16 protein-coding genes and 1 pseudogene are annotated in these 25,373 nt (G+C 38.0%); 14 read left to right on the top strand and 3 right to left on the bottom strand.

Annotated elements, in window-relative coordinates:
• The first annotated feature begins 5 nt into the window (after positions 1-5).
• The 14 genes and pseudogenes from fmt (at position 6) to JCM17102_RS14620 (ending at position 22,538) form a co-directional block, all read left to right on the top strand.
• Entirely contained in the window at positions 6-974 is a 969-nt protein-coding gene (gene fmt / locus JCM17102_RS14685; RefSeq protein ID WP_025075700.1) for a methionyl-tRNA formyltransferase, read from the top strand.
• Positions 975-1,001: 27 nt separating this feature from the next.
• Complete coding sequence (rpe, locus tag JCM17102_RS14680; RefSeq protein ID WP_025075699.1) at positions 1,002-1,652, top strand: ribulose-phosphate 3-epimerase; 651 nt, start codon at positions 1,002-1,004, stop codon at positions 1,650-1,652.
• Positions 1,653-1,660: 8 nt separating this feature from the next.
• A complete protein-coding gene (locus tag JCM17102_RS14675; RefSeq protein ID WP_025075698.1) occupies positions 1,661-3,757 on the top strand; it encodes a ComEC/Rec2 family competence protein in 2,097 nt (698 codons plus the stop codon).
• Between the two features lie 47 nt (positions 3,758-3,804).
• Entirely contained in the window at positions 3,805-4,842 is a 1,038-nt protein-coding gene (locus tag JCM17102_RS14670; protein WP_025075697.1) for a DHH family phosphoesterase, read from the top strand.
• Between the two features lie 197 nt (positions 4,843-5,039).
• On the top strand, positions 5,040-5,699 hold the full coding sequence (gene bamK / locus JCM17102_RS14665) for a BamK family beta-barrel-assembly machinery protein (RefSeq protein WP_025075696.1): 660 nt from the start codon (positions 5,040-5,042) through the stop codon (positions 5,697-5,699).
• A 35-nt stretch (positions 5,700-5,734) separates the two neighbouring features.
• Entirely contained in the window at positions 5,735-7,123 is a 1,389-nt protein-coding gene (gene glmM, locus JCM17102_RS14660) for a phosphoglucosamine mutase (RefSeq protein ID WP_025075695.1), read from the top strand.
• A 216-nt stretch (positions 7,124-7,339) separates the two neighbouring features.
• Positions 7,340-11,287, top strand: coding sequence for a helix-turn-helix domain-containing protein (locus JCM17102_RS14655; RefSeq protein ID WP_025075694.1), 3,948 nt, complete (start codon positions 7,340-7,342; stop codon positions 11,285-11,287).
• 248 nt (positions 11,288-11,535) lie between these two features.
• A pseudogene (locus JCM17102_RS27810) lies at positions 11,536-13,873 on the top strand (GH92 family glycosyl hydrolase).
• Between the two features lie 18 nt (positions 13,874-13,891).
• Entirely contained in the window at positions 13,892-14,683 is a 792-nt protein-coding gene (locus JCM17102_RS14645) for a basic secretory family protein (RefSeq protein ID WP_025075693.1), read from the top strand.
• A gap of 17 nt (positions 14,684-14,700) precedes the next feature.
• The gene (locus JCM17102_RS14640; RefSeq protein ID WP_033886925.1) at positions 14,701-17,019 is read left to right on the top strand and encodes a GH92 family glycosyl hydrolase; all 2,319 of its coding nucleotides are present in this window, start codon (positions 14,701-14,703) and stop codon (positions 17,017-17,019) included.
• Between the two features lie 149 nt (positions 17,020-17,168).
• Positions 17,169-17,477 carry a hypothetical protein gene (locus JCM17102_RS14635; protein ID WP_025075691.1) on the top strand — a complete coding sequence of 103 codons (309 nt, stop codon included), beginning with the start codon at positions 17,169-17,171 and terminating at the stop codon, positions 17,475-17,477.
• 145 nt (positions 17,478-17,622) lie between these two features.
• Positions 17,623-18,624: a basic secretory protein-like protein gene (locus JCM17102_RS14630; protein ID WP_033886923.1), complete on the top strand. Its 1,002-nt coding sequence runs from the start codon at positions 17,623-17,625 to the stop codon at positions 18,622-18,624.
• A 187-nt stretch (positions 18,625-18,811) separates the two neighbouring features.
• Positions 18,812-21,379: a hypothetical protein gene (locus JCM17102_RS24090; protein ID WP_275564408.1), complete on the top strand. Its 2,568-nt coding sequence runs from the start codon at positions 18,812-18,814 to the stop codon at positions 21,377-21,379.
• A 160-nt stretch (positions 21,380-21,539) separates the two neighbouring features.
• Complete coding sequence (locus JCM17102_RS14620; protein ID WP_025075689.1) at positions 21,540-22,538, top strand: glycoside hydrolase family 43 protein; 999 nt, start codon at positions 21,540-21,542, stop codon at positions 22,536-22,538.
• Positions 22,539-22,566: 28 nt separating this feature from the next.
• On the opposite strand, the gene JCM17102_RS14615 is transcribed toward JCM17102_RS14620, so the two are convergent.
• From JCM17102_RS14615 to JCM17102_RS14605, 3 genes are read right to left on the bottom strand one after another with little or no spacing between them, the layout of a single operon-like run.
• The gene (locus tag JCM17102_RS14615; RefSeq protein ID WP_025075688.1) at positions 22,567-23,355 is read right to left on the bottom strand and encodes a LytR/AlgR family response regulator transcription factor; all 789 of its coding nucleotides are present in this window, start codon (positions 23,353-23,355) and stop codon (positions 22,567-22,569) included.
• Positions 23,356-23,376: 21 nt separating this feature from the next.
• Complete coding sequence (locus tag JCM17102_RS14610) at positions 23,377-24,435, bottom strand: sensor histidine kinase (protein WP_025075687.1); 1,059 nt, start codon at positions 24,433-24,435, stop codon at positions 23,377-23,379.
• Positions 24,436-24,462: 27 nt separating this feature from the next.
• Positions 24,463-25,368 carry an efflux RND transporter periplasmic adaptor subunit gene (locus JCM17102_RS14605; RefSeq protein WP_025075686.1) on the bottom strand — a complete coding sequence of 302 codons (906 nt, stop codon included), beginning with the start codon at positions 25,366-25,368 and terminating at the stop codon, positions 24,463-24,465.
• Positions 25,369-25,373 lie beyond the last annotated feature (5 nt).

Genomic DNA, 25,373 nt, shown 5'->3' with positions numbered 1-25,373 from the left:
AAGAAATGAAGAAAGAAGATTTAAGAATTGTATATATGGGCACACCCGATTTTGCGGTGGAGGCCTTGCGTCAGTTGGTAGAGGGTGGTTATAACGTAGTAGGTGTGATAACAATGCCTGATAAACCGGCAGGACGCGGACATAAAGTGCAGTATTCTCCGGTAAAACAATATGCGTTGGAACAGAATTTGCCTTTGTTGCAACCTGAAAAGCTAAAGGATGAAGCTTTTGTGGAAGCTCTTCGTGCTTGGAAGGCAGACTTACAGATTGTGGTTGCCTTTCGAATGTTGCCGGAAGTAGTATGGAACATGCCTCGATTGGGTACATTTAATCTTCATGCTTCTCTGCTTCCTCAATATCGTGGTGCGGCTCCTATCAATTGGGCGGTAATCAATGGGGATACGGAGACAGGGATTACTACTTTTTTCTTAAAACATGAAATAGATACCGGTGAAGTAATTCAGCAGGTACGAGTGCCAATTGCAGATACAGATAATGTAGAAGTGGTGCATGATAAACTGATGATGTTGGGAGGAAAGTTGGTTGTTGAAACAGTTGATGATATTTTAAATGGTACAGTGAAATCTATTCCTCAGGAAGAAATGGCGGTAGCAGGTGAACTTCGTTCGGCTCCGAAGATCTTTAAAGAGACTTGTCGTATTGATTGGAATCAGCCGGTGAAGAAGGTATACGATTTTATTCGCGGATTATCTCCTTATCCTGCCGCATGGACCGAATTGATAAACTCTGAAGGGGAAGCAGTAATAATGAAAGTATTTGAAAGTGAGAAAATACATGAAACACATGATCTTACTCCGGGTACTATTGTTACGGATGGGAAGAAATATATCAAAGTCGCCCTACCTGACGGATTTGTTTCCATACTATCTTTGCAGCTTCCCGGTAAGAAACGTCTTAAAACGGACGAATTTCTTCGTGGATTCCATCTTACGAATGAATTTCGAATGAACTAACCTTTTATGAACTAAAATAGATAAATGATGAAACCAATTATTGCTCCTTCCATTCTTTCGGCTGATTTTGGATATTTGGCGAGAGATATTGAAATGATAAACCGCAGTGAAGCGGAGTGGGTGCATATTGATATTATGGACGGAGTGTTTGTTCCTAATATTTCGTTCGGCTTTCCGGTATTGAAATATGTAGCTAAATTAACGAACAAGCCTTTGGATGTACATTTGATGATTGTTAATCCGGAGAAGTTTATACCGGAAGTTAAAGCACTGGGTGCTCATACGATGAATGTTCATTATGAAGCTTGCCCTCATTTGCACAGGGTAATTCAGCAGATCAGGGAAGCAGGGATGCAGCCTGCTGTAACTATTAATCCGGCAACTCCGGTAGCTTTATTGCAAGATATTATACAGGATGTTTATATGGTTCTTATCATGAGCGTAAATCCTGGATTCGGTGGACAGAAGTTTATAGAACACTCTGTTGAAAAAGTCCGTGAGTTGAAGTCTTTGATTGAACGTACAGGGTCGAAAGCTTTGATTGAAGTGGACGGAGGAGTGAACTTAGAGACAGGAGCTCGGTTAGTGGAAGCAGGAGCGGATGCATTAGTAGCCGGTAATGCGGTGTTCGGAGCGCCCGATCCGGAACAGATGATTCGGAAGTTACACGAAATCTAATTTATTTCTTGGATAATTACTATTTACATCAGTATCCGTATATACGCCTGATTATCCCATGGATAACAGGCGTTTTTTGTGGAGATATGTTCTTTGACAATACATCTGTACTGTCTGGAAGTATCCTTCTTTTTTGTTTTTTTGTCGGTTTATCCTTTACTTTTTATTTTTTACGACGTCATTCCCTGCGTTGGTGTTTTGGTATCTCGGTTTCTGCTCTTTGTTTTATGGGAGGGTGGATAGGAATAACAGGGCAGTTGCAACAGTCTGTTTATGACTTTAAAGATCAAGAAACAGTTTATCGGGTACGATTGACAGATGCACCGGAGTTAAAGGAACGGTCCTACCTTTGTCGTGTATTTCTGGAAGAGTATCATGATTCTGCCAATATTTGTCCGGTGGAGCGAAAGGCTATTCTTTATCTGGAACAAGATTCGTCAGTAGTGCGGTTACAGGATGGAGATGAACTATTAGTTTCTTCGCAAATCTCTCCTCCTGTGAACGGGAAAAACTTTGGAGAATTTGACTATAGCCGCTATCTGATGTATAAAGGGATCGCCGGAACCGGATATGTTGCTTCCGGGAAATGGACAAAGTTGTCTTCTGTTTCAGTTTCTTCCCTTCGGTTGATGGCTAATTCTTATCGGGAGAAGTTGCTGGCTTTATATCGGAAACTAGGGTTTGAAGGAGATGAATTAGCGGTACTTTCAGCATTGACTGTGGGGGATAAAACTGAACTAAGTGAATCAATTCGTGAAAGTTATTCTGTTTCTGGTGCAAGTCATGTTTTGGCATTATCCGGTTTGCATATAGGACTTTTATATGTCTTATTTTCTTATATTTTGAAATTGTTGGATGTGAAGGGAGGTAATGCGGGAAAATATTTGCGCACTCTTCTTCTCCTTCTATTATTATGGTCCTTTGCATTTTTCACAGGACTGTCGCCGTCAGTTATTCGTTCGGCCAGTATGTTTTCTGCGTTGGCAGTAGCAGAAGTATTCAGCCGTAAGGCTATCTCATTAAATACTTTAGCTGCAGTTGCGTGGTTTATGTTATTATGTAAACCGGTCTGGCTGTTTGATGTAGGTTTTCAACTTTCGTTTCTTGCGGTAGCGTCTATTTTATTAATTCAGAAACCGATTTATCAGTTGCTTCCTGTCAAGGGTTGGTTGGGAAAATATATCTGGAGATTGATGGCAGTATCTATAGCGGCACAATTAGGTACGGCTCCCCTTGTTATGTTTTACTTTTCCCGTTTTTCCACTCATTTCTTATTGACTAACCTGGTAGTGATTCCTTTAGTAACCATTATATTATATATGGCTGTTTTGATGCTTTGCCTGACTCCTTTTTTCTGGCTTCAATCTGTCATGGCTGAAGGATGCAGGTTGCTTCTTAAGGCCCTTAATACTTTTGTCCATTGGGTAGAGCAATTACCATTCTCTTCCATAGATAATATTTGGCTTTATCAATGGGAAGTTGCAGGCTTTTATATATTCCTATTGTTGGTATTGTATTATATGATGAAGCGCCGGCTTCGATACTTATGGGTATGTTTATCCTTTTTGTTGATGTTAGGAGTGGGACATTCTATTATGAATTGGGCAAATCATCCTCAACGTAGTCTTGTCTTTTATAATGTTCGTGGGTGTCCGGTGGTGCATTGCATAGAAAATGATGGGCATTCGTGGCTTAGCTACGGAGATCAGCAATCGGATAAGAGACGTTTAAAGCGTGTTGTAGCAAACTATTGGAAACAGATTCAACTTTTACCTCCTGTGGAAGTTAAAACGGATTTTCAGTCTGCCGGTTTTTCTCGTCACCGGCAGATATTGTCTTATCATGGTTGCCGTGTGGGTATGATCACAGATAATCGTTGGCAAAACAAATTTGCAGTTTCTCCGTTATCTATTCATTATCTGTATTTGTGTAAAGGTTATGAAGGACATATGAAAGAGCTAACCCGGATATTTTCTCCGTCATGTATCGTTTTGGATGCTTCTTTTTCAGAATCTCGAAAGCGGCTTCTAGAAAAAGAATGTCGACAATTAGGTTTCCGTTTTATCTCTTTATCTGAAGAAGGTTCTATCCGTTTTTTGCTCTAAGTACAAAGATTTATCGTACATTTGCAACTCAAAAAAGTAATTATAATATGCTGACTAAAGTAATTGAACAGGCTAAGATTGACCATTTTACAAAGTGGTTTGAAAGGGCTGACAAAATAGTAATTGTGTCTCATGTTTCTCCGGATGGCGACGCTATCGGTTCATCATTAGGACTTTATCATTTTCTGGATTCACAGGAAAAAAATGTAAATGTCATTGTTCCCAATGCGTTTCCTGATTTTCTGAGATGGATGCCGGGTAGTAAAGATGTTCTTTTGTATGACCGTTATAAAGATTTTGCTGATAAATTGATAGCCGAAGCAGATGTTATTTGTTGTCTTGATTTCAATGCGTTAAAACGTATTGAGGATATGGCAGATGCAGTTGCTGCATCTCCGGCACGTAAAGTCTTGATTGATCATCATCTTTATCCGGAAGATTTTTGTAAGATTACGATGTCTTATCCTACCATTTCTTCTACTTCTGAATTAATATTTCGTTTGATTTGCCGAATGGGTTATTTCAGTGATATTTCCAAGGAAGGAGCCGAATGTATTTACACCGGTATGATGACTGATACAGGTGGGTTTACTTACAACTCCAACAATCGCGAGATCTATTTCATTATCAGTGAACTCCTTTCCAAAGGTATTGATAAAGATGACATCTATCGCAAGGTGTACAATACTTACTCTGAGAGTCGTTTGCGTTTGATGGGATATGTCTTGTCGAACATGGTGGTATATTCTGATTGTAACGCTGCACTCATTTCTCTTACGAAAGAGGAACAGGGGAGATTTGATTATATCAAAGGCGACAGCGAGGGCTTTGTCAATATTCCCTTATCTATTAAAAATGTATGTTTCTCTTGCTTTTTGCGTGAAGATACCGAGAAGCCGATGATAAAAATATCTCTTCGTTCCGTAGGAACTTTCCCTTGTAATAAAGTGGCTGCTGAATTCTTTAATGGAGGTGGGCATTTGAATGCATCCGGAGGTGAATTCTTTGGAACAATGGAGGAAGCAAAGGCTGTTTTTGAAAAGGCACTTGAAAAGTATAAGTCTTTGCTTATAGCTAAAAACTAAGAATTTTTTCCTAAAAGCCGCCCTGATCCTTAATGTAAAGTATAGGTCTTTTTCTAGTGATGAGATTTATATGGATTATAATAACATGGTTAAATGTGTAAGGAGAAGGTTAAAAGTTACAAACTTTTAACCTTCTCCTTATGTTTTATTCCTCGATTTGAGATACATTTGTGCCAAATATAGCTAAATAACAGATAATGAAGAAACTTGTATATTTATTTCTCTCTTTGATGGTTGCCGGTGGTCTATTTCAGGCATGTGATAACTCCAAAACATATGCAGAGCAATTGGAAGATGAAAAAAGAGAGGTGAGTAGGTTCATTAGAGATAATGGAATCCATATTATTTCGCAGGATGAATTTGAAAGGAATGATACAGTCACAAATTTGGATAGGAATGAATATGTAGCTCTTTCCGATGGGGTGTATATGCAAATAGTGGATAGAGGTTCCGAAGAAAATAAAACGGATACTTTTGCTACAAATGATGAAATTTGTGTTCGCTATATAGAAAGAAGTATAATGGGTGACTCCATTCAATCTTTGAACGTTTTTTATCCAGGATATGAGAATCCTCTTATTTATTCATCTCCTTTGGTGTTTCGTTATAATGTTCAAGGTTCTTATGCCTATGGTACAGTTGTAGAAATGGATTATTCGTGGATGCTCATGGTTCGTAGCCAATTGAGGGATTATACAGTACCTGCTGGTTGGTTGTTGGCATTACCTTTTGTTCGTAATAACGCTCATGTCCGTTTAATTGTGCCTTCTAAGATGGGACATGCTGCATTGCAAAGTTCGAATTATGTTATTCCTTATCACTACGATATTTGGTCATTCAGTAAAGCACTGAATTAGAACACTAACATAAATAATATTTTTAGTTAATACTTATGACTCTAATTAAATCTATCTCTGGAATCCGTGGTACTATTGGCGGAGGAGCAGGAGAGGGACTGAATCCACTTGACATTGTAAAATTCACTTCGGCATATGCTACTTTGATTCGCAAGACTTGTAAAGTGAAAAGTAACAAGATTGTTGTGGGACGCGATGCCCGTATTTCTGGTGAAATGGTGAAAAACGTAGTAGTTGGTACATTGATGGGGATGGGATGGGATGTTGTAGACATTGATCTGGCTTCTACTCCGACTACAGAATTGGCTGTTACGATGGAAGGGGCTTGTGGAGGTATCATTCTGACAGCTTCTCATAATCCTAAACAGTGGAATGCACTGAAGTTGCTTAATGAACATGGTGAATTTTTGAATGCAGCAGAAGGCAACGAAGTACTTCGTATTGCTGAAGCGGAAGAGTTCGACTATGCAGATGTAGATCATCTGGGTTCCTATCGGAAAGATCTTACCTATAATAAAAAACATATTGATAGTGTTTTGGCTCTTGATTTGGTAGACGTAGAGGCTATTAAAAAGGCAAATTTCCGTGTAGCTATTGATTGCGTGAATTCCGTAGGTGGTATCATTCTCCCTGAACTTCTTGAACGTTTAGGTGTGAAGCATATAGAGAAACTTTACTGTGAACCAACTGGAAATTTTCAACATAACCCGGAACCGCTGGAAAAGAATCTGGGTGACATTATGAATTTAATGAAAGCTGGTAAAGCTGATGTTGCTTTTGTAGTAGATCCTGATGTAGACCGTTTAGCTATGATTTGTGAAAATGGTGCAATGTATGGTGAAGAGTATACATTAGTTACCGTAGCTGATTATATATTGAAACATACTCCGGGTAATACAGTTTCTAACTTGAGTTCTACCCGTGCTTTACGTGATGTAACTCGCAAATATGGTATGGAATATGCTGCGGCTGCCGTAGGAGAAGTTAATGTAGTGACAAAGATGAAAGAAACTAATGCGGTCATTGGTGGAGAAGGTAATGGCGGAGTTATTTATCCGGCAAGTCATTATGGACGTGATGCTCTGGTAGGTATTGCTCTGTTCCTCAGTCATCTTGCACATGAAGGTAAAAAGGTAAGTGAGCTTCGTGCGACTTATCCTCCTTATTTTATTGCTAAAAATCGTGTAGATCTTACACCTGAAATTGATGTAGATGCTATTCTTGCTAAAGTGAAAGAGATCTATAAAAATGAAGAGATCAATGATATTGATGGCGTGAAGATTGATTTTGTTGATAAATGGGTACATTTGCGTAAAAGTAATACTGAACCGATTATTCGCGTATATAGCGAGGCTTCTACTATGGAAGCTGCAGACGAGATCGGTCAGCAGATAATGAATGTGATTAATGAGTTGGCGAAGTAAAAGCCAATTGTAATAGAATAAATAAAAGATAATGCTGCTATCTATCATTGATGGTAGCATTATTTTTTTGTTTCTGAGGGATGTCCTGTTTCTATAAATAGGACCAAAAAGGAAATATGGTTTAAAACTGTCTTAGCTAATAGTTTTAAATTGCTATATTTGCCTTTGATATTTAAAAATAGTCCCTCTATTTGTGAGCTAATTTTAATAGTTTGTATGAAAACACGCTTAATACTGAACATATTTACACTTTTATTCTCTTTAGGATGCTTAGCCGGTAATAATGAGAAAGATTCCTATTTTTTCTCAAAAGTGGATTATCAGCAAGGGTTATCTAATAGTGCAGTACTTTGCCTTTTTCAGGATAAAGCGGGGTTGATGTGGTTTGGTACTTATGATGGTGTGAATTGTTATGATAGCAAAGGGATGGAAATCTTTCGGTCTGACTTTTCTGCTGATCAAACGTTAAGTAATAATATAATCCATTCCATTCAACAAGCAGACAGCAGTTGCTTGTGGATAACTACACATCTTGGAGTAAACCGTTTTTCGCAGAATGCGCGTCAGATAGTCGGTTCTTATGATTTTTCCGGAGATTATTATCTGTATTCCAATGCTAAAGGGAATACTTGGGTCGTGAGTCATGATGGAATCTATTATTACAATACTCATCATGGAAAGTTTGTTCATCTTAAAGAACTACCTACCGAAATGGAAGTGGTGCAACGTCGCTCGTTTGTTGCTGATGATGGGGTACTATGGTTTTTTCCATCCAATACGGGCAGTCTACAACAATTTTCACTAGATAGTTTTGAACAAGATACGCTCACTAGTAAAGTGACTACTACACTGACCGATTTCCATGCAAAACCTATTGATGATGTGTTTTATCAGAATGGTATTTTTGTTTTTATTGATAGGGATCGGGATTTATTTGTATATGATATTTCGCGTAAATCTAAAATTTATATTCGGAATATTTCTTCGTTGATGGAGAAATATGGAGATATCATGGGGATTGTCCCTTTTTATGAGGATATCATTATTGGTTTCAGAACGAATGGATTGGTACGATTAAGTGCCTCTGAAAAGTATGAAGCGGAAATTGTAGATCGTAATATACGTATATACGATATTTATCGGGATGTTCGTCAGGGGATTCTTTGGATTGCGTCGGACGGACAAGGGGCTATTATGTATTCAAAGAAATATTCTATCGCAACAAACTTAATGCTCAGTCTTTTATCTCCTAATTTGAGTAGGCAGGTACGTTCTGTAATGACGGATAAATATGGAGGATTGTGGTTTGGAACAAAAGGAGACGGCTTGTTGCATATCCCCCATTATAGCGATGGGATGGATCCTGCAAAAACTGTAGTCTATGCTCCAACGGGAAAACAAAATATTTCGTCCTATATTAAATGGGATAAAGAGTTTCATGTTTATAAGTTGAAACGGAGCCGATACATGGATGGTTTTTGGATTGGATCGGGGAATCCGGGACTATTTTATTATTCATTTCAAGACGGTGTACTACATCAGGTAGAAGATGATTCGGAAGATCCGGCTATTGAAATACATGATATTTATGAAGAGAATGATAGTGTACTTTATGTGGTAACAGCCGGAGTTGGTTTTCGTAAGATTATACTTGATAAAAGTGGAGGAACTATAAAAGTTAAGAATCAGAAGCGTTATCATTTCTTCTGTGAACAGCGGGAAGTAGCTATGTTTTATCCGATGTTAGCTGAGGGAGACTCTATTTTATGGTTAGGAAGTCGCGAAAAAGGATTGGTGAAGTTTGATAAAAAGACAGAAGAATACCAGCTGATTTCTTTAAAAGAGATACTTCATAAGTCGGTAGATGATATATTGAGTTTGCATCGTGCTAAAGATGGGTGCATGTATGTTGGGACCACTTCCGGATTGGTTTGTATATCCTTTCAGGGAAAGAAAATCAATGCCAGCTACATCGGACGAGAGCAAGGATTGTTGAATGATATGATTCATGGGGTATTGGAGGATGAAAATGGATTTTTGTGGTTAGGCACAAATCGGGGATTAATTAAATATAATCCGAAAAACGGTTCATCTCATGCTTATTATTATAGCGCAGGTGTACAGATTGGGGAGTTCAGTGATGATGCTTATTATTGCTGTCCTTATACAGGACATCTTTTTTTCGGAGGAATTGACGGATTGTTGTTTTTAGATAAGGTGGTTGCAGTGGCTCCTGAATATCACCCGGATATTTTATTGCGTAAATTGAGTATCGGACGTTCGCAGGTAAATTTGAAAGATTATTATGTAGATGGTGATAAAGCTCTGCAGTTTAAGGGGGCAGGAGTCTCTTTTACTCTTTCTTTTGTAGTACCGGATTTCCTTTCGGGAAATGATATTGAATATTCGTATATGTTAGAGGGATATGATAAGGATTGGACTTCATTCAGTAGTATGAATGAAGCCTCTTATACAGGTTTGCCGGGAGGGGACTATTTATTTAAGGTCCGATATAAAAATGATGTATTCGATACGGAGTATCGGTGTTTCTCTATTCCTGTCCATGTTCTTTCTCCTTGGTATCGTTCGCTGACAGCCTATATCATTTATGGCTTATTGTTGATCATGCTATTTGGATATCTGGTTTATTTACTTCGTAAGAATTTGCTTCAGGAACGTATGATGAAGCGTTTGCGCGGGATAGAAAGTCGTCAGGAAAGTGCAGGTATTGATTCTTCTAATCGGGATGTGCTTGATCGTTTTACTTTTATATATAATTTCTGTGATCAGTTGCGTGCAGAAAACATATCTTATGAACAACGTATTGAGACGGTAGAATTAATCCGTGAAACTGTAATGGCAGCTCTGCTTAGTCCGGATAACTTGAATAGCAGGGAACTTAAGCAATTCTTTCCGGATCGTTTTATTGTAGCAGCTCGTATGTGTATACAGGAAGTTTCGTTAGCTGTGTTGCATACATTGAAAGAGCAAGGGATTGATAGTTCTATTGTGAAATCAGTCATACCGAAGGATTTTACTTTCCCCATTTATAAGAATGCATTACATAGTATTCTTTATTATTGTTATCTCTGGGTAGCCGAAACAAAAGGCATATTGGGTGTTACAGTAGATGTAAAGGAAGAAAGTGGGAAGATGCTGTTGCTTTTCTTGTCTACAGACGATACGGCTAAAATGTTGTTTGAACATCTTTCCGGTAAAACTACTTCGGAGGTTGTAAGAAGCTCGGATCATGCGTTTAGTGTTCGGTTGTTATTGTGTTTTGTGCAGTCTGCTTTAGAACGGATTGATGCAAAACTTCATTATACTGACAAGGGAGATGAGAAACAACTGACGATAACCTTTGAACCGGCAATTTTGACGGAAGTGGGAGGTAAGAAAAAGAAAACGGTTCTTTTATTGGAAGATAGAGATGAAATGGCTTGGTTGATTGGAAACTTTCTGGCTGATGAATATACCGTAAGGCAAGTGAAGAGTGTGCAGCATGCATTTGAAGAAATACATCGTTCGTCACCCTCTCTGTTTTTGGTTGATATGACGATGTATGCGAATGCCGAAAGTGTTTTTATGGAATATATTAGTAAGAATCGTTCATTACTTTCGAAAACCGCATTTATTCCTATGCTGACTTGGAAAGTTAGTTCGTCCATCCAGCGCGAATTAATTTTATGGTCTGACTCTTATATTGTACTTCCTTATGATATTTTGTTCTTGCGGGAGGTTGTTCATAATGCAATTTATGGCAAGTATCAAGTGAAGCAGATTTATATGGAGGATTTGGGTGATCTTGCCGGACAGATTGTTTGTAACACGCCGGAACAAGCTGATTTTATTCGTAAAATGTTACAAGTGATTGAGCAGAATCTGAATCAGGAAGAATTAGGTTCAACTTTGATTGCTGATCGTATGGCAATGAGTCCCCGCCAATTTTATCGGAAGTTCAAAGAAATTTCAGATGTAGCTCCAGGTGATTTGATAAAGAGTTATCGGATGGAGAAAGCTGCACGTCTGTTGCTGAATAATGATATGTCTATCCAAGATGTGATTACTGATGTGGGTATAGCTAGCCGTTCTTATTTTTATAAAGAATTTACTCGCCGTTTTGGTATGACACCCAAGGATTACCGGGAACAACACACAAAATAAAAAGAAGATGACTATACTGTTATTATTAATTTGTATTTAAGTTTGTTCTCTAATTGTACATCATAAATTAATATTGGTTGATTTTCAGTATTATAGCTTGTGCTCTAATTGACCTATATGTGCTCTAAATGGACAAATCCGGATTGACAGGAATTTGTCACTCTGGAGGATTAAGATTGTTTGTGAAGGTCTTAAATTTGCTGATGAATATATAATCTGATAACTTTTTAATATCTTAATTCGTGAACATGAATAAAAATAAACTATTCTCTTTCACTGCGACTCTACTATTGGGAATTTCCTCTACGTTCGCACAACAACCTGTAGATTATGTTAATCCTATCATTGGGACGAATGGGATGGGACATACGTTTCCCGGTTCTTGTACTCCTTTTGGTTTGATACAGTTAAGTCCGGACACAGATACAATTCCTCATAATGTGAATGGGGCTTATCAAAAAAATGCTTATGAATATTGTGCAGGTTATCAGTATCGTGATAAAACAATTGTTGGTTTCAGTCATACGCATTTGAGCGGAACAGGACATTCGGATTTGGGAGATATTCTTTTAATGCCTGCTGTTGGTGAATTGAAGTTGAATCCTGGGCGGGCAGAAAATCCGGATGAGGGGTATCGTTCACGTTTTAACCATGCTACTGAAAAAGCAGCTCCCGGGTATTATGAGGTTATGCTGGACGATTATGGTATTAAGGCACAGCTAACTGCTACACAACGGGTAGGAGTACATAAATATACTTTCCCTAAAGATAAAAACAGTCATCTAGTATTGGATCTTGCACATGGCATTTATAATTATGACGGTAAGGTGCTGTGGGCTAATTTACGGGTAGAAAATGACACGTTGCTGACCGGTTATCGTATTACGAATGGTTGGGCGCGTACCAATTATACCTATTTTGCTATTTCCTTGTCTCAACCGATAAAAGATTACGGATATAAAGATAAAGCAAAGGTATTATACAATGGTTTTTGGCGTCGTTTTAAACTGGAAAAGAATTTTCCGGAGATTACGGGACGCAAGATTGTTGCTTATTTCAACTTTGATACAGAACAACAACCTGAGTTAGTCGTAAAAGTAGCACTTTCTGCGGTAAGTACAGAAGGGGCAATCAAGAACCTCCGTGCAGAAGCTGAAGGACAAAGTTTTGAGCAGTTGGCTGAAGCTGCCCGCAAAAGTTGGAATGATGAGTTGGATCATTATGAGATAGAAGGAACACAGGATCAAAAGGCGATGTTTTATACTTCACTTTATCATACGATGATCAATCCGTCAGTTTACATGGATGTAGACGGTTCATATCGTGGGTTAGATCATAATATTCATCAGGCTAAAGATTTTACTAATTATACAATTTTCTCTTTATGGGATACTTATCGTGCCCAACATCCATTTTTGAATCTGATTAAACCGGATCGTAATGCAGATATGGTGGAATCAATGATCAAACATCAACAGCAGAGTGTTCATGGAATGCTTCCTGTATGGAGTCATATGGGGAATGAGAATTGGTGTATGAGTGGGTATCATGCCGTATCTGTATTGTCAGATGCTATTACAAAAGGTGTATTTACAAATACAGATGAGGCTTTGGCTGCGATGGTAAGTACTTCGACTGTTCCTTATTATGAAGGAGTTGCAGACTATATGAAGTTGGGATATATTCCTTTGGATAAAAGTGGAACAGCAGCATCTTCTACATTGGAGTATGCGTATGATGATTGGACCATTTATCAGACAGCTTTAAAAGCTGGTAATAAGGAAGTAGCAGAGAACTATCGGAAACGTGCTTTGAATTACCGGAATATTTATGATACGACAATTGGCTTTGCGCGTCCGCGTTATAGTGATGGTACCTTTAAGAAAGATTTTGATGTGTTGCAAACTTATGGTGAAGGTTTTATTGAAGGTAATTCTTGGAATTTCTCATTTCATGTACCTCATGATGTATTTGGTATGATGGATTGATGGGAGGGAAAAGAAATTTGTAGAGAAATTAGACGAACTGTTTTCTATGCATTTGCCTGAAAAATATTATGCAGATAATGAAGATATTACTTTAGATTGTCTGGTAGGTGGCTATGTTCATGGTAATGAACCGAGTCATCATGTCCCCTATTTATATGCTTGGACCTCTCAGCCATGGAAAACTCAATTCTGGATACGTGATATTTTGAATCGTATGTACCGAAACGATATTAACGGTCTGGGAGGAAACGATGATTGCGGACAGATGTCAGCGTGGTATCTGTTTACCGTAATGGGATTTTATCCTGTTTGTCCCGGAACTGACCAATATGTACTGGGAGCTCCTTATTTGCCATATTTGAAACTGAAGCTTCCAAATGGAAAGACGCTGGAGATTAAAGCTCCGGAAGTTAGTGATAAAAAACGCTATGTTCATTCTCTAAAGATAAATGGTGTAGCTTATGATAAAATGTATGTTACTCATGAAGACATCTTAAAGGGAGGCGTTTGGGAATTTAAGATGAGTTCTTCTCCGAATAAACGTCGTGGACTTGCAGCAGAAGATAAACCATACTCATTAACAAATGGGGTAAACTAAATTATAAAAATACTTGATATGAAAAAGAAATATTTATTTTATGGATTATTCTTGTTGGTAGGAATAGGAGCTTGTTCTACAAGTAAAAAAGGACAGCAAGATGGAGCAGAGGTTTTATGGAAAAAATATAATGTTGGAACCGTATTGTTTGAGGATAAGGCTCCGAATTCGAAAGGGTCCGATATTTATCATCGGATTATTCCGGATGCTGAATCATATATTAAAGAACAGGCACGTACCGTATTGACTACACTTTATAACTCTCCCAAAGATAGTATTGTGCCGGTGTATAAGATTCATTATACTTTGGAAGATATTGATGGAGTTTCTGCCAAAGGTGGTGATCATGGAAATATTTCTATTTTCTATAGTACACGTCACATCGAAAAGTCATTCGCGGCAAATGATACAGCAAAACTATTCTTTGAGACTCGTGGAGTACTTCTGCATGAATTGACTCATGCTTATCAGTTGGAACCTCAAGGTATTGGAAATTATGGTAATAGTCGTGTGTTCTGGGCTTTTATTGAGGGTATGGCGGATGCTGTACGTGTGGCTAACGGAGGATTTGGACCGGGAGCTCGTCCGAAAGGAGGAAATTATATGGACGGTTATCGTACCGCAGGCTATTTCTTCGTATGGTTGCGTGACAATAAAGATCCGGAATTCTTACGGAAATTTAATCGTAGTACATTGGAGGTTGTACCTTGGTCATTCGATGGAGCTATTAAGCATGTGTTAGGTAAGGAGTATAACATAGATGACTTATGGCACGAATATCAAGTAGCAGTAGGAGATATACAAGCATAAAATAAATCGCGATGAGAATGACTGGAAAGAAGTTGTTTTTGGTTTTGTCATGTCTGGCAACTTTGCCAGGCATGGCTCAAACCGAAAAATTGATTGAGTATGTGAATCCATTTGTGGGAACGGATGGATATGGAAATGTTTATCCGGGAGCTCAAATCCCTTTTGGAGGAATCCAGATAAGTCCGGATACAGATGCTAAGTTCTATGATGCAGCATCAGGATATAAATACAACCATCCAACGATCATGGGATTTAGCCTGACACATTTAAGTGGCACGGGAATTCCGGATTTGGGAGATTTCTTGTTTATACCGGGAACAGGAGAAATGAAATTGGAACCGGGTACCCATGAGGAACCTGATAAAGGATATCGTTCACGTTATTCACATGAACAGGAATGGGCAACTCCCAATTATTATGCAGTAAAACTGACAGATTATAATGTGAAGGCTGAGATGACTTCTGGTTTGCGTAGTGGAATTTTCCGCTTTACTTTTCCTAAATCGGACAAAGCATTTATTATGATTGACATGAATCATACTTTATGGCAATCTTGTGAGTGGTCAAATCTGCGTATGATTAACGATTCTACAATTACGGGTTATAAGCTGGTAAAGGGATGGGGACCGGAACGTCACGTTTATTTTACGGCTGTTTTTTCAAAGAAACTCGACGGACTTCGGTTTATGCAGGATAAGAAACCTGTTATTTACAACACTTCTCGTTTCCGTAGTTGTAACGAAGCCTGGGGTAAGAATTTGATGGCTTGTCTTTCTTTCAACACAGAACAAGGAGAAGTTGTTACTGTAAAAACTTCTATTTCTGCCGTTAGCACAGATGGAGCTATGCAGAATATAAAGGAGTTGGATGGTATGACATTTGATGACTTGAAGGCAAAAGGAGAGGAACTTTGGGAGAAGGAGTTGAATAAATATACATTGGAAGCTGATCGGAAAACGAAAGAAACATTCTATACTTCGGCTTACCATGCAGCTTTGCATCCTTTCATATTTCAGGATTCTGACGGTAGTTTCCGGGGATTGGATAAGAATATTGAAAAAGCGGAAGGTTTTACGAACTATACTGTATTTTCTTTATGGGATACTTATCGTGCCTTGCATCCTTGGTTCAACTTGGTTCAGCAAGATGTAAATGCGAATATTGCCAATTCTATGTTAGCTCACTACGATAAAAGTGTAGAAAAAATGTTGCCTATCTGGTCATTTTATGGGAATGAGACTTGGTGTATGATTGGCTATCACGCTGTTTCTGTATTGGCGGATATGATAGTAAAAGGTGTTAAGGGATTTGATTACGAACGTGCCTATGAGGCAATGAAGACTACGGCAACGAATCCACATTATGATTGTTTGCCGGAATATAGTTCGATGGGGTATGTGCCTTTTGACAAAGAAGCTGAGTCGGTATCTAAAACACTGGAATACGCTTACGATGATTATTGTATTGCGCAGGCTGCTAAGAAATTAGGCAAAGAAGACGATTATCGTTATTTCCTGAATCGTGCACTTTCTTACCAGACTTTGATTGATCCGGAAACGAAATATATGCGTGGACGTGACAGTAAAGGTGACTGGCGTACTCCGTTTACTCCTGTAGCTTATCAAGGACCTGGTTCTGTAAATGGTTGGGGAGATATAACAGAAGGTTTCACGTTGCAGTATACTTGGTATGTTCCACAGGATGTTCAGGGATATATAAACGAAACAGGAAAAGAACTGTTCCGTAAACGCCTTGACGATCTTTTTACGGTGGAACTTCCGGATGATATTCCTGGAGCACATGATATCCAAGGACGTATTGGTGCTTATTGGCATGGTAATGAGCCTTGTCATCATATAGCTTATTTATATAATTATTTGAAAGAACCATGGAAATGTCAAAAATGGGTTCGTACAATTGTAGATCGTTTCTATGGTAACACACCGGATGCTTTGAGTGGAAATGATGATTGTGGACAGATGTCTGCATGGTATATGTTTAATTGTATCGGTTTTTATCCGATTGCTCCTTCGAGCAATGTTTATAATGTTGGCTCTCCTTGTGCTAAAGCAATAACTGTTCGTATGAGTAATGGTAAAATGATTGAGATGAAGGCAGACAATTGGTCACCGAAAAATGTATATGTGAAAGAGTTATATGTGAATGATAAGAAATATGATAAGTCTTATCTAACATACGATGATGTTCGTGATGGTATAAAACTTCGATTTGTGATGAGTGCTAAACCGAATTATAAACGGGCTATATCCGATGAGGCAGTGCCTCCTTCACTTTCATTACCCGGAAAAACGATGAAATATCAACAGATAAAATAAAATATATTTGTGCATTATTAATTTCGCAAAAGCCGTAAGATATAGTCAGGAGTCAAATCCATATATTTCTTCTCATTTTGCTCATAATCTATTGATTGTGGAGGTATTGAAGATTGTACGGATGAATAGATAAAATAATAAAGATAATTATGGTAAGAAAGCTAATGATTTTACTCATAGCTTTCTTGCTTTCATTACCTGCTTTTTCTAAAGACTTTAAGGTGAATGTTTTTGGTGGAAGAAACAGTGTTGTAGTGAAGCAAGAAGGTGACGGAACGATAGAGAATGATTATTTATTGAAAGTGGGATCTCGGAAGTATAAATTCAAATTAAAAGGAGATCAAATGTTTCGGGTAGAAAACTTAAAAGAGAAATCTTATAAAGTAGTGCTGAAACAAGGGGATAAAAAAAAGTTCTTTTATTCCTTACAAGGCTGTTGTTCAGGTATATGGGAATAAGTACCAGAAAAAAATATCTCCTCAACAACCATCAGAAACATATCTTGACCGTGAAATAGACGAACTTACTATTATATGGAAAGACACGCCAGAAAGTAACGAGGAATTAGGAAAATATATTGGTGCAGAAATTAGTTATCTTAACTTGCGTAACCAACAAAAACATTTGTTACTTGCCGGACAACGAAATACAGTAGTTACCACTTCTCAGGATGTTATGGTACGATTGGCTTATATACCCAAGCAATGTATAGACACTTTTTATACTTCTTCTTTTGCTGTGAATGCCCGAGAAATAAGTTTAGAAGATAAGTGGAAATCTTTTTCGTTACCCGAGAATATAAATGTATGCATAGATGATTCGATGCGCCAATCATCTATTATACAACTGTATGCAAAGATACTGCTTGATAAACCGGAGAATGACCCGATGGTGGTAGCAACAGAGCACAAGGCTGAAAATGTAAATGAACTAGTTGGAAATTTCGATTCATTCTACAAACGTGTGATATTAAGAGTAGTCAATGTACTTTATGCTCCGGGCGACGACATTATTAATATCAAGCAACTGACTAATATGGTTGGAGCTATGGTAAAAGAGAAGGAAGGGTTTGATGGGGCTACTCCTGCATATCTAAGCCATCATCAGGGGAAAGCACGTATGAAGTTGAATGCTCCTTATCTTGAAAATTATTATAAGAGAAGTAATTTTAATGTTTTAAAAAACGAGCAGATTGGTATTTTCCTTCATGAATTGACACATGCTTATCAACATTATCCCAATTATAAAAAGACGGAAAATGCGGACCATTATTTTGTAGGTTTAGAAGGTATGGCAGACGCAGTACGTTTTATAGCAAAAGGATTTGGAGATAAAGAACGTATTGGTGCTGGTTTGCAAGGAGAAAAAAGTGAGAAGAAATGGCTGACTCCTTATCGTGTTTCTGCTTGTTTCTTAATGTGGTTACGTAATTTTGATGGGGATTTCGTTCGTAAGTTTCATCATACTATAAAAGAAATAGATCATTGGTCGTTTGATAAAGCTATTCATCAAATCCTTGGAGAACAGTATGATGCAGAACAATTATGGAATCTCTATTTGAAGGATGTGAAAGAAGAAGCATTGGAGAAAGGGTATTTAAAATAGTCCTGGTTGCTGCTTTATTATGATAACAGAGTTAGAACCGATTTTATGAAAGGAGACAATTATAATATCAAATGCTTCAAAAAAGGATAAAATCGTCTCAATTTAGTCTTTCTTGCTATCATTTATTTGTGTATTTTTTCATTGCTATTTAAAAATAGTTATATTTGAACCACAAAATCTTATAGAGATGAAAAACAAAAGACTATTCTTAATTCTTGTAGTTTGCAATCTGCTAGCTACAATTGTAGTTGGACAAGGGCTTCCAACTCAAGGTGGTATATTTGAACAGTACATGAAACAGGCACAAGCTTTTGCTTCAAACTATCCACGTGAAAAAGCCTATCTGCATTTTGATAATACAAGCTACTATATAGGGGACACAATTTGGTTTAAGGCTTATGTAACTCTTGCGGAACAACCGACATTTAGTGAGATAAGTCGACCATTGTATGTGGAATTAATAGATCAGGCGGGCCATATCAGGGACAAGCAAATTATAAAACTTTCTCAAGGACAAGGAAATGGACAGATAGCTCTTCCTAAGTCGTTGTTGTCCGGTTACTATGAGGTGCGGGCTTATACTCGTTGGATGTTAGGATTTAGTGAGCCACAATATTTTTCACGTACTTTCCCAATATACCAATTAGCAAGAGGGAATCAGTCGGAACGTAATATCACTAATTATGATTTGAGTACCTCTATGGATCAACGTCCGGAGATAACTAAAAAGAAATTAGATATAGGATTCTTTCCTGAGGGCGGGCAGTTAGTGGAAGGAATAGAGTCACGTGTCGCTTTTAAAGCAGAAAGTAATCGTGATGGCGACATTCAATTATCTGGAGCACTTTTTTCTGCTGACGGAAAAGAGCTAGCAAAATTAGAAACTATGCACGACGGTATGGGACATTTTAATTATACTCCCACATCCTCGCCAGCTACTGCTAAAGTAAACTATAAGGGAAATGAATATAAGTTTGAACTTCCAAAAGCACTTTCATCAGGCTATGTGATGAAGGTAGACAATGCATCAGGTGTTCTTTCAGTAAATGTATTCTGTGATGCAAAAACAGTCCAAGACTCTTTGGCTATTTTTATTAGCCATGCCGGTAGACCTTATGCTTATAAAACAATATATTGTCAAGCAGATGCACCTCAACAGATGACGGTGCGTACTCGTGACTTGCCTTCAGGTGTTATTCAGATTAGTCTTATCAATCGTGCAGGACATACATTATGTGAGCGTTTTACTTTTTGTTTTCCTAAAGCGCCTTTACGTATATCAACTTCCGGATTGAAAAGGGTCTATGAACCATATGCGCCTATTCGTTGTGAGTTGCAGCTAAAAGATTCGTCAGGGAATCCTGTAACAGGTAATTTGTCTGTAAGTGTACGCGATGCGTTACGCTCTGATTATTTGGAGTATGATAACAATCTATTTACCGATCTTTTGTTTACCTCCGATTTGAAAGGTTATATTCATCAACCAGGCTATTACTTAGTTGATATGGATACTAAAAAACTGCAAGAACTGGATATCTTGATGTTAGTACATGGATGGCGTAAATACGATATGGAACAAATAATCGGAATTACTCCATACACACCACTACAAAGACCAGAATCACAGTTGGTCCTGAATGGTCAGGTAAAATCGACTATTCTAAAGAATGAATTGAAAAATATCGGTCTTAGTGTAATGATTAAAAAGGAGGAAGGTATTATTACCGGGCAAACTGTAACAGATGAGAATGGACGTTTTTCTATTCCTATGGAGGATTTTGAAGGAAGTGAGGAAGCACTATTCCAGACACGTAGATTGAATAAGAATCGTAATAAAGATGCTTTTATTATGATTGATCGTAATTTCTCCCCTAAAGTACGCCCTCTTGATTATTTGGAATCTCATCCAGAATGGAAAGATTTGGATCAATGGAGACAAGTCGTTGATGATTTCGATTCTCTTTATTTGGATTCTCTGCGTAGAGTAGAAAGTGACTTCTTATTGGATGAAGTTGTCGTCAAGAGTAAAAAACGCAAAGGTTACATGGATACGAAAATCAGTGAAAAGAGTATAGACGCTTACTATGATGTGCGTCAGATTGTTGATTTGTTGCGTGACCAAGGAAAATTTGTTAATTCGATTCCTGAATTCTTGGAAATACAAAGCCCGCAATTTCTTTGGGATAAAAGAGATGATTCATACACTTATCGGTTGAAGCCAATGAAGTTTATTTTCGATGGTAAAATTTTGTCTCGTATTGAAGAAAAGATGATGTTGACTGAGATTGACGGATTGGCTTCAATGATTATATGTAAAGGAAGTCAGGCTATTCGTGATGAGATACTTAACAATTCCAGTCTATCTGGTGTAAATGATGTATTGGATCTTAGTACTTCTGATGATCGCAGTATGACAGATGATATGAATAGAACAGATCTAGGCGATCTTAGTTCTACAGATAATAGTAGTACAAGTAATAGTAATACTTTGAATACTAATAAAAAATTAGATATGACAAATTTAGATGAATTTATATTTGTATATCTGATACCTCTTCCTCACCATGATATTATGAATAAGAATGAAACTGCAGCTTGGGGAACTCGCAAGACAGTCATACAAGGTTACACACCTGTATTGGAATGTTATTCTCCTTCTTATCCGCAAAAGCAGTTGTACATGGATAGGTTGATAAGAGACGTACTCTTTATTGGAATCCTACTGTACAGACAGATGCAGAAGGAAAGGCTGTAATTGAATGTTATAATAATCAGTATTCCACTCCTTTGGTTATTCAGGCGGAAACCATGACTAATGGTCGGATTGGAAGCGTTACTTATTCAACGATACCGGTAGCTGATAAATAATTTTATAGATAAAAGTTAGTTATATATTAATTTAAATTTCTTGTAATATGAAGTATAGAAACATTTTTCTTTCTATAGTATTAGGTTGTTCTACTTCTCTTTGTGCTCAGAAAGCTTCTACTCCAAAGGAAACAAGTGGTAATCCCATTTTTCATGGATGGTATGCTGATCCGGAGGGAGTTGTGTTTAATAAGGAATATTGGGTTTATCCGACATATTCTGCTCCTTATGATGATCAGATATTTATGGATGCTTTCTCATCTACTGATTTGGTAAATTGGAAAAAGCACCCTAGAGTAATTGAAAAAAAGAATATTAGTTGGCTACGACGCGCATTATGGGCACCGGCAGTCGTTCAGGAAAATGGGAAATACTATTTATTCTTTGGTGCTAATGATATCCAGAACAATAATGAACTGGGAGGAATTGGAGTAGCTGTGGCTGATAATCCGGCCGGACCTTTTAAAGATGCGTTGGGTAAACCGTTGATAGATAAAATTATTAATGGAGCGCAACCTATCGACCAGTATGTATTTAAAGATGATGACGGGCAGTATTATATGTACTATGGTGGATGGAGACACTGTAATATGGTAAAGATGGCTCCGGATTTATTGAGTATAGTTCCTTTTGAAGATGGGACTATGTATAAGGAAGTAACTCCTGAAAATTATGTGGAAGGACCGTTTATGTTGAAACGAAAAGGGAAATATTATTTCATGTGGTCTGAAGGTGGTTGGGGTGGTCCCGATTATTGTGTGGCATATGCTATTGCAGATTCTCCTTTCGGTCCATTTAAGAGAGTCGGAAAGATTTTGCAGCAAGATCTTTCTGTAGCTACGGGAGCCGGTCACCATTCATTGGTAAAAGGTAAGGGAAAAGACGAATGGTATATCATTTATCATCGTCGTCCGCTAGGAGAAACAGCAGCTAATAGTCGTGAAACTTGCATTGACCGATTGTACTTTGATAAAGATGGGTATATAAAGCCTGTAAAGATGACTTTCGAAGGAGTGAAGGCTAGCCCTCTTAAAAAATCTCGTTAATTGATATTATAACTTATAGGAGTGGTGCTTATTTTCTTGAGAACCACTCCTTAAATTCTGCAACTTTTGCCTTACTGACTAATATCTTTTCTTGATTTCCCAAATATCGCAGATTGATAGATAAACGGCTGTTGAACCATAAATCAATATCTTTAATTGCTTCCCTTGAAACCAGATATTGGCGATTAGCCCTGAAGAATAGTGTCGGATTTAAGCAATCGGTAAGTTCATCCAACGTCTGAGGAAAATAGTGTTCTGTTCCGTCTGCTAAAACTGCTTTTACCTGGCAGTCTTTGATATAGAACAATTGTATCATGTCTACTGAAACAGGTAATAATTTATCTCCTTTCAGAGGAATGAGAAAATGTGTCTTATAGTTTTCTTGTTTTTTGAGGGAATGAATTAATTGCAGTAATTCATTGTCATGCGTTTGTAAATCATCTTCATTTTTGAAAGGGGAATCCTGTAAACTTTCTAATTTTTCAAAAGCGTGTTCTACGTCTTCTTTGCAGATCGGTTTCAACAAATAGTCGATACTGTTTACTTTAAATGCGCGTAAAGCGTATTCGTCATATGCCGTAGTGAATATAATCGGACATGTAATATGAATATGTTCGAATATCTCGAAAGCGGAACCATCTGCCAGATGAATATCCATAAATACCAGCTCAGGCATTGGATTGCTATTAAACCATTCGATAGTTCCTTCGATGCTATCCAATACTGCGATAACTTCCACGTCCGGTTTTACTTCATTGAGTTGTGAAGTCAGGTTGCGTACGGCTGCTTTTTCATCTTCAATAATGACAGTTTTCATTGGTCTTCTCTCGAATAAGGATTATAGATTTTCGCAGATAAGAGGAATACATACGGTAAATTCCTTATCCTCTGTAATTTGAATGTCTTGTTTGAACAAAAGACGGTAACGCTTGGCTAGATTTGCCAGACCGATACCTGTACCGGGAGTAGCAGTCCATTTGGGCTGTATAGCGTTGCTGACAGACAAGTATCCTTCGTTATCCGTAGTGATGTGGATAGTCAGCGGTTTACGGTTGCTGATTTCATTATGTTTCACTGCGTTTTCGATTAATACTTGTACCGCCATTGGAGGAAGAAGATAATTTTCCAATGTTTTGTTTATTTGAATATCAAATTGCAGGTTGTTTTCGAATCTCATCTTTAACAAGAATATGTATGCAGAGGCGAAGTCCATTTCTTTCCGGAGAGTAACACTTTGGGAATCGTTACTTTGTAATGTATATCGTAATACACGGGAAAGTTCCTGAATATAGTCTTGTGCTTTACTTTGGTTTTCGCGAACCAATGATTGTAAAGTGTTCAGAGAGTTGAACAACATGTGCGGATTAAGTTGGTTCTTTAATACTTCATATTGATTACGGAGATTCTCTGCCAGCAATTGTTCGTTTTCTATTGATACAAGTTGCTGACGACGAATTAGATAAATAATGTAACAACTGCTGGTGACAAGACAGGAAATGATAAAGTCACGTAAAGGATGTAGGTAGTGATGTACCATTGCGTCGATTGCAGGAATATCCAAGGTGTTGTGCATGAATACAAATACCTGTCCAAGCAGATTATTTAATACCCAGGTAAAGATGAAAGAAAGAAGAATCTTTGTCCCTGTTATCTTGATAGATGCTTGGTTGAAATGAAATAAGCGTGTATTGATAGCAAAGAGCACCAGTAATGAAAGGAAAGTAAACCAAACTTCGTTTGCTACATCAATAAACCTCATACCCGGAAAAAGAGAGTGGCTCTCGAAACGGTCGAAGAGAGAAACTAATTCCGGGAAATGGATAAGTACAGCCACCACAACGGAGATGATGACTGTAGAGAGTAGATACTTATCTTTTATTATGGTCTTTACTATCATACTGCAAAGATAGTTGTTAATTGTGAATTACTTGGTTGCGACCGGTTGTTTTTGGATATGCGCAGTTACGTACATTCCCGGACGGAATTGCGGGTCCGCCTCTTTGATCGTTGCATATACTTCGAGCGAACGGTTTATTTCGTCTACTTTCTGTCCGATAGAAACTACTGTGCCATAAAATACTTTTGTACCCATACCATTGACGCGGAATTGTACAGGACTTCCTACCTGCATATCCGCAAGGTCCTTTTCGTAAGTAGTCAGGCAGAGCATAGGCATCGTTTTGTCAATCACTTCACAAAGGGCTTCTCCCGGATTTACATATTTGCCGATATTCATTTCGACATTTGTTGCGTAACCACTGATAGGAGATTTTACTTCCAGTAAAGGTTGGATACCATTCTGAATGAGAGTCTCCGGATGTACGCCAAGGAGCAGAAGTTGTGTAGCTGCGGCATCCTGACGGCTTTTCATCGAAAGATAATCTGCTTTACTCTGTTGGAATTTCTTTTGTGAAGCTGCTTGTTCGGCAGAAAGAGTTTTTTGCCGTTCGTATTCCGCCTGAAGATATTCGGTTTGGGCGTGACTGTCCAGATAAGTCTGTTGCAGAGTGATAAATTCCGGATTCTCCAAAGTGGCTAACACAGTATTTTGGTTAACGTGTTGTCCCGGTAACAGAGAGGTGTTTTTGATTACTCCGCCCATAGTTAAAGCAATGGTTGCTTGTCGTTGAGGAGGGAGCACAATCCGACCGTTGAAAGAAACTTGATTTGGCTTTGAAGTAGCAGAGGTTACTGCATCTACTTCCGGCTGTGCCATACTATCAGTTTTGGCTGTAGCAACAGGGATTGTCTCGTCAGTATCTGCTGGTTGCTGGTTTCCTTTGCAAGCTATTAGAGCAAGTAATAGGAAAGGGTAAATTATCTTTTTCATATTCT

Source organism: Bacteroides faecichinchillae JCM 17102 (assembly GCF_000614145.1).
Classification (GTDB): Bacteria; Bacteroidota; Bacteroidia; order Bacteroidales; family Bacteroidaceae; genus Bacteroides; species Bacteroides faecichinchillae.
This window is presented reverse-complemented; position numbering and strand designations above follow the sequence as displayed.

Bases quoted from the DNA above. Each gene is read 5' to 3' on its own strand.
- fmt (WP_025075700.1), top strand. From the start codon at position 6: ATGAAGAAAGAAGATTTAAGAATTGTATATATGGGCACACCCGATTTT.
- rpe (WP_025075699.1), top strand. From the start codon at position 1,002: ATGAAACCAATTATTGCTCCTTCCATTCTTTCGGCTGATTTTGGATAT.
- JCM17102_RS14670 (WP_025075697.1), top strand. From the start codon at position 3,805: ATGCTGACTAAAGTAATTGAACAGGCTAAGATTGACCATTTTACAAAG.
- bamK (WP_025075696.1), top strand. From the start codon at position 5,040: ATGAAGAAACTTGTATATTTATTTCTCTCTTTGATGGTTGCCGGTGGT.
- glmM (WP_025075695.1), top strand. From the start codon at position 5,735: ATGACTCTAATTAAATCTATCTCTGGAATCCGTGGTACTATTGGCGGA.
- JCM17102_RS14655 (WP_025075694.1), top strand. From the start codon at position 7,340: ATGAAAACACGCTTAATACTGAACATATTTACACTTTTATTCTCTTTA.
- JCM17102_RS14645 (WP_025075693.1), top strand. From the start codon at position 13,892: ATGAAAAAGAAATATTTATTTTATGGATTATTCTTGTTGGTAGGAATA.
- JCM17102_RS14640 (WP_033886925.1), top strand. From the start codon at position 14,701: ATGACTGGAAAGAAGTTGTTTTTGGTTTTGTCATGTCTGGCAACTTTG.
- JCM17102_RS14635 (WP_025075691.1), top strand. From the start codon at position 17,169: ATGGTAAGAAAGCTAATGATTTTACTCATAGCTTTCTTGCTTTCATTA.
- JCM17102_RS24090 (WP_275564408.1), top strand. From the start codon at position 18,812: ATGAAAAACAAAAGACTATTCTTAATTCTTGTAGTTTGCAATCTGCTA.
- JCM17102_RS14620 (WP_025075689.1), top strand. From the start codon at position 21,540: ATGAAGTATAGAAACATTTTTCTTTCTATAGTATTAGGTTGTTCTACT.
- JCM17102_RS14615 (WP_025075688.1), bottom strand. From the start codon at position 23,355: ATGAAAACTGTCATTATTGAAGATGAAAAAGCAGCCGTACGCAACCTG.
- JCM17102_RS14610 (WP_025075687.1), bottom strand. From the start codon at position 24,435: ATGATAGTAAAGACCATAATAAAAGATAAGTATCTACTCTCTACAGTC.
- JCM17102_RS14605 (WP_025075686.1), bottom strand. From the start codon at position 25,368: ATGAAAAAGATAATTTACCCTTTCCTATTACTTGCTCTAATAGCTTGC.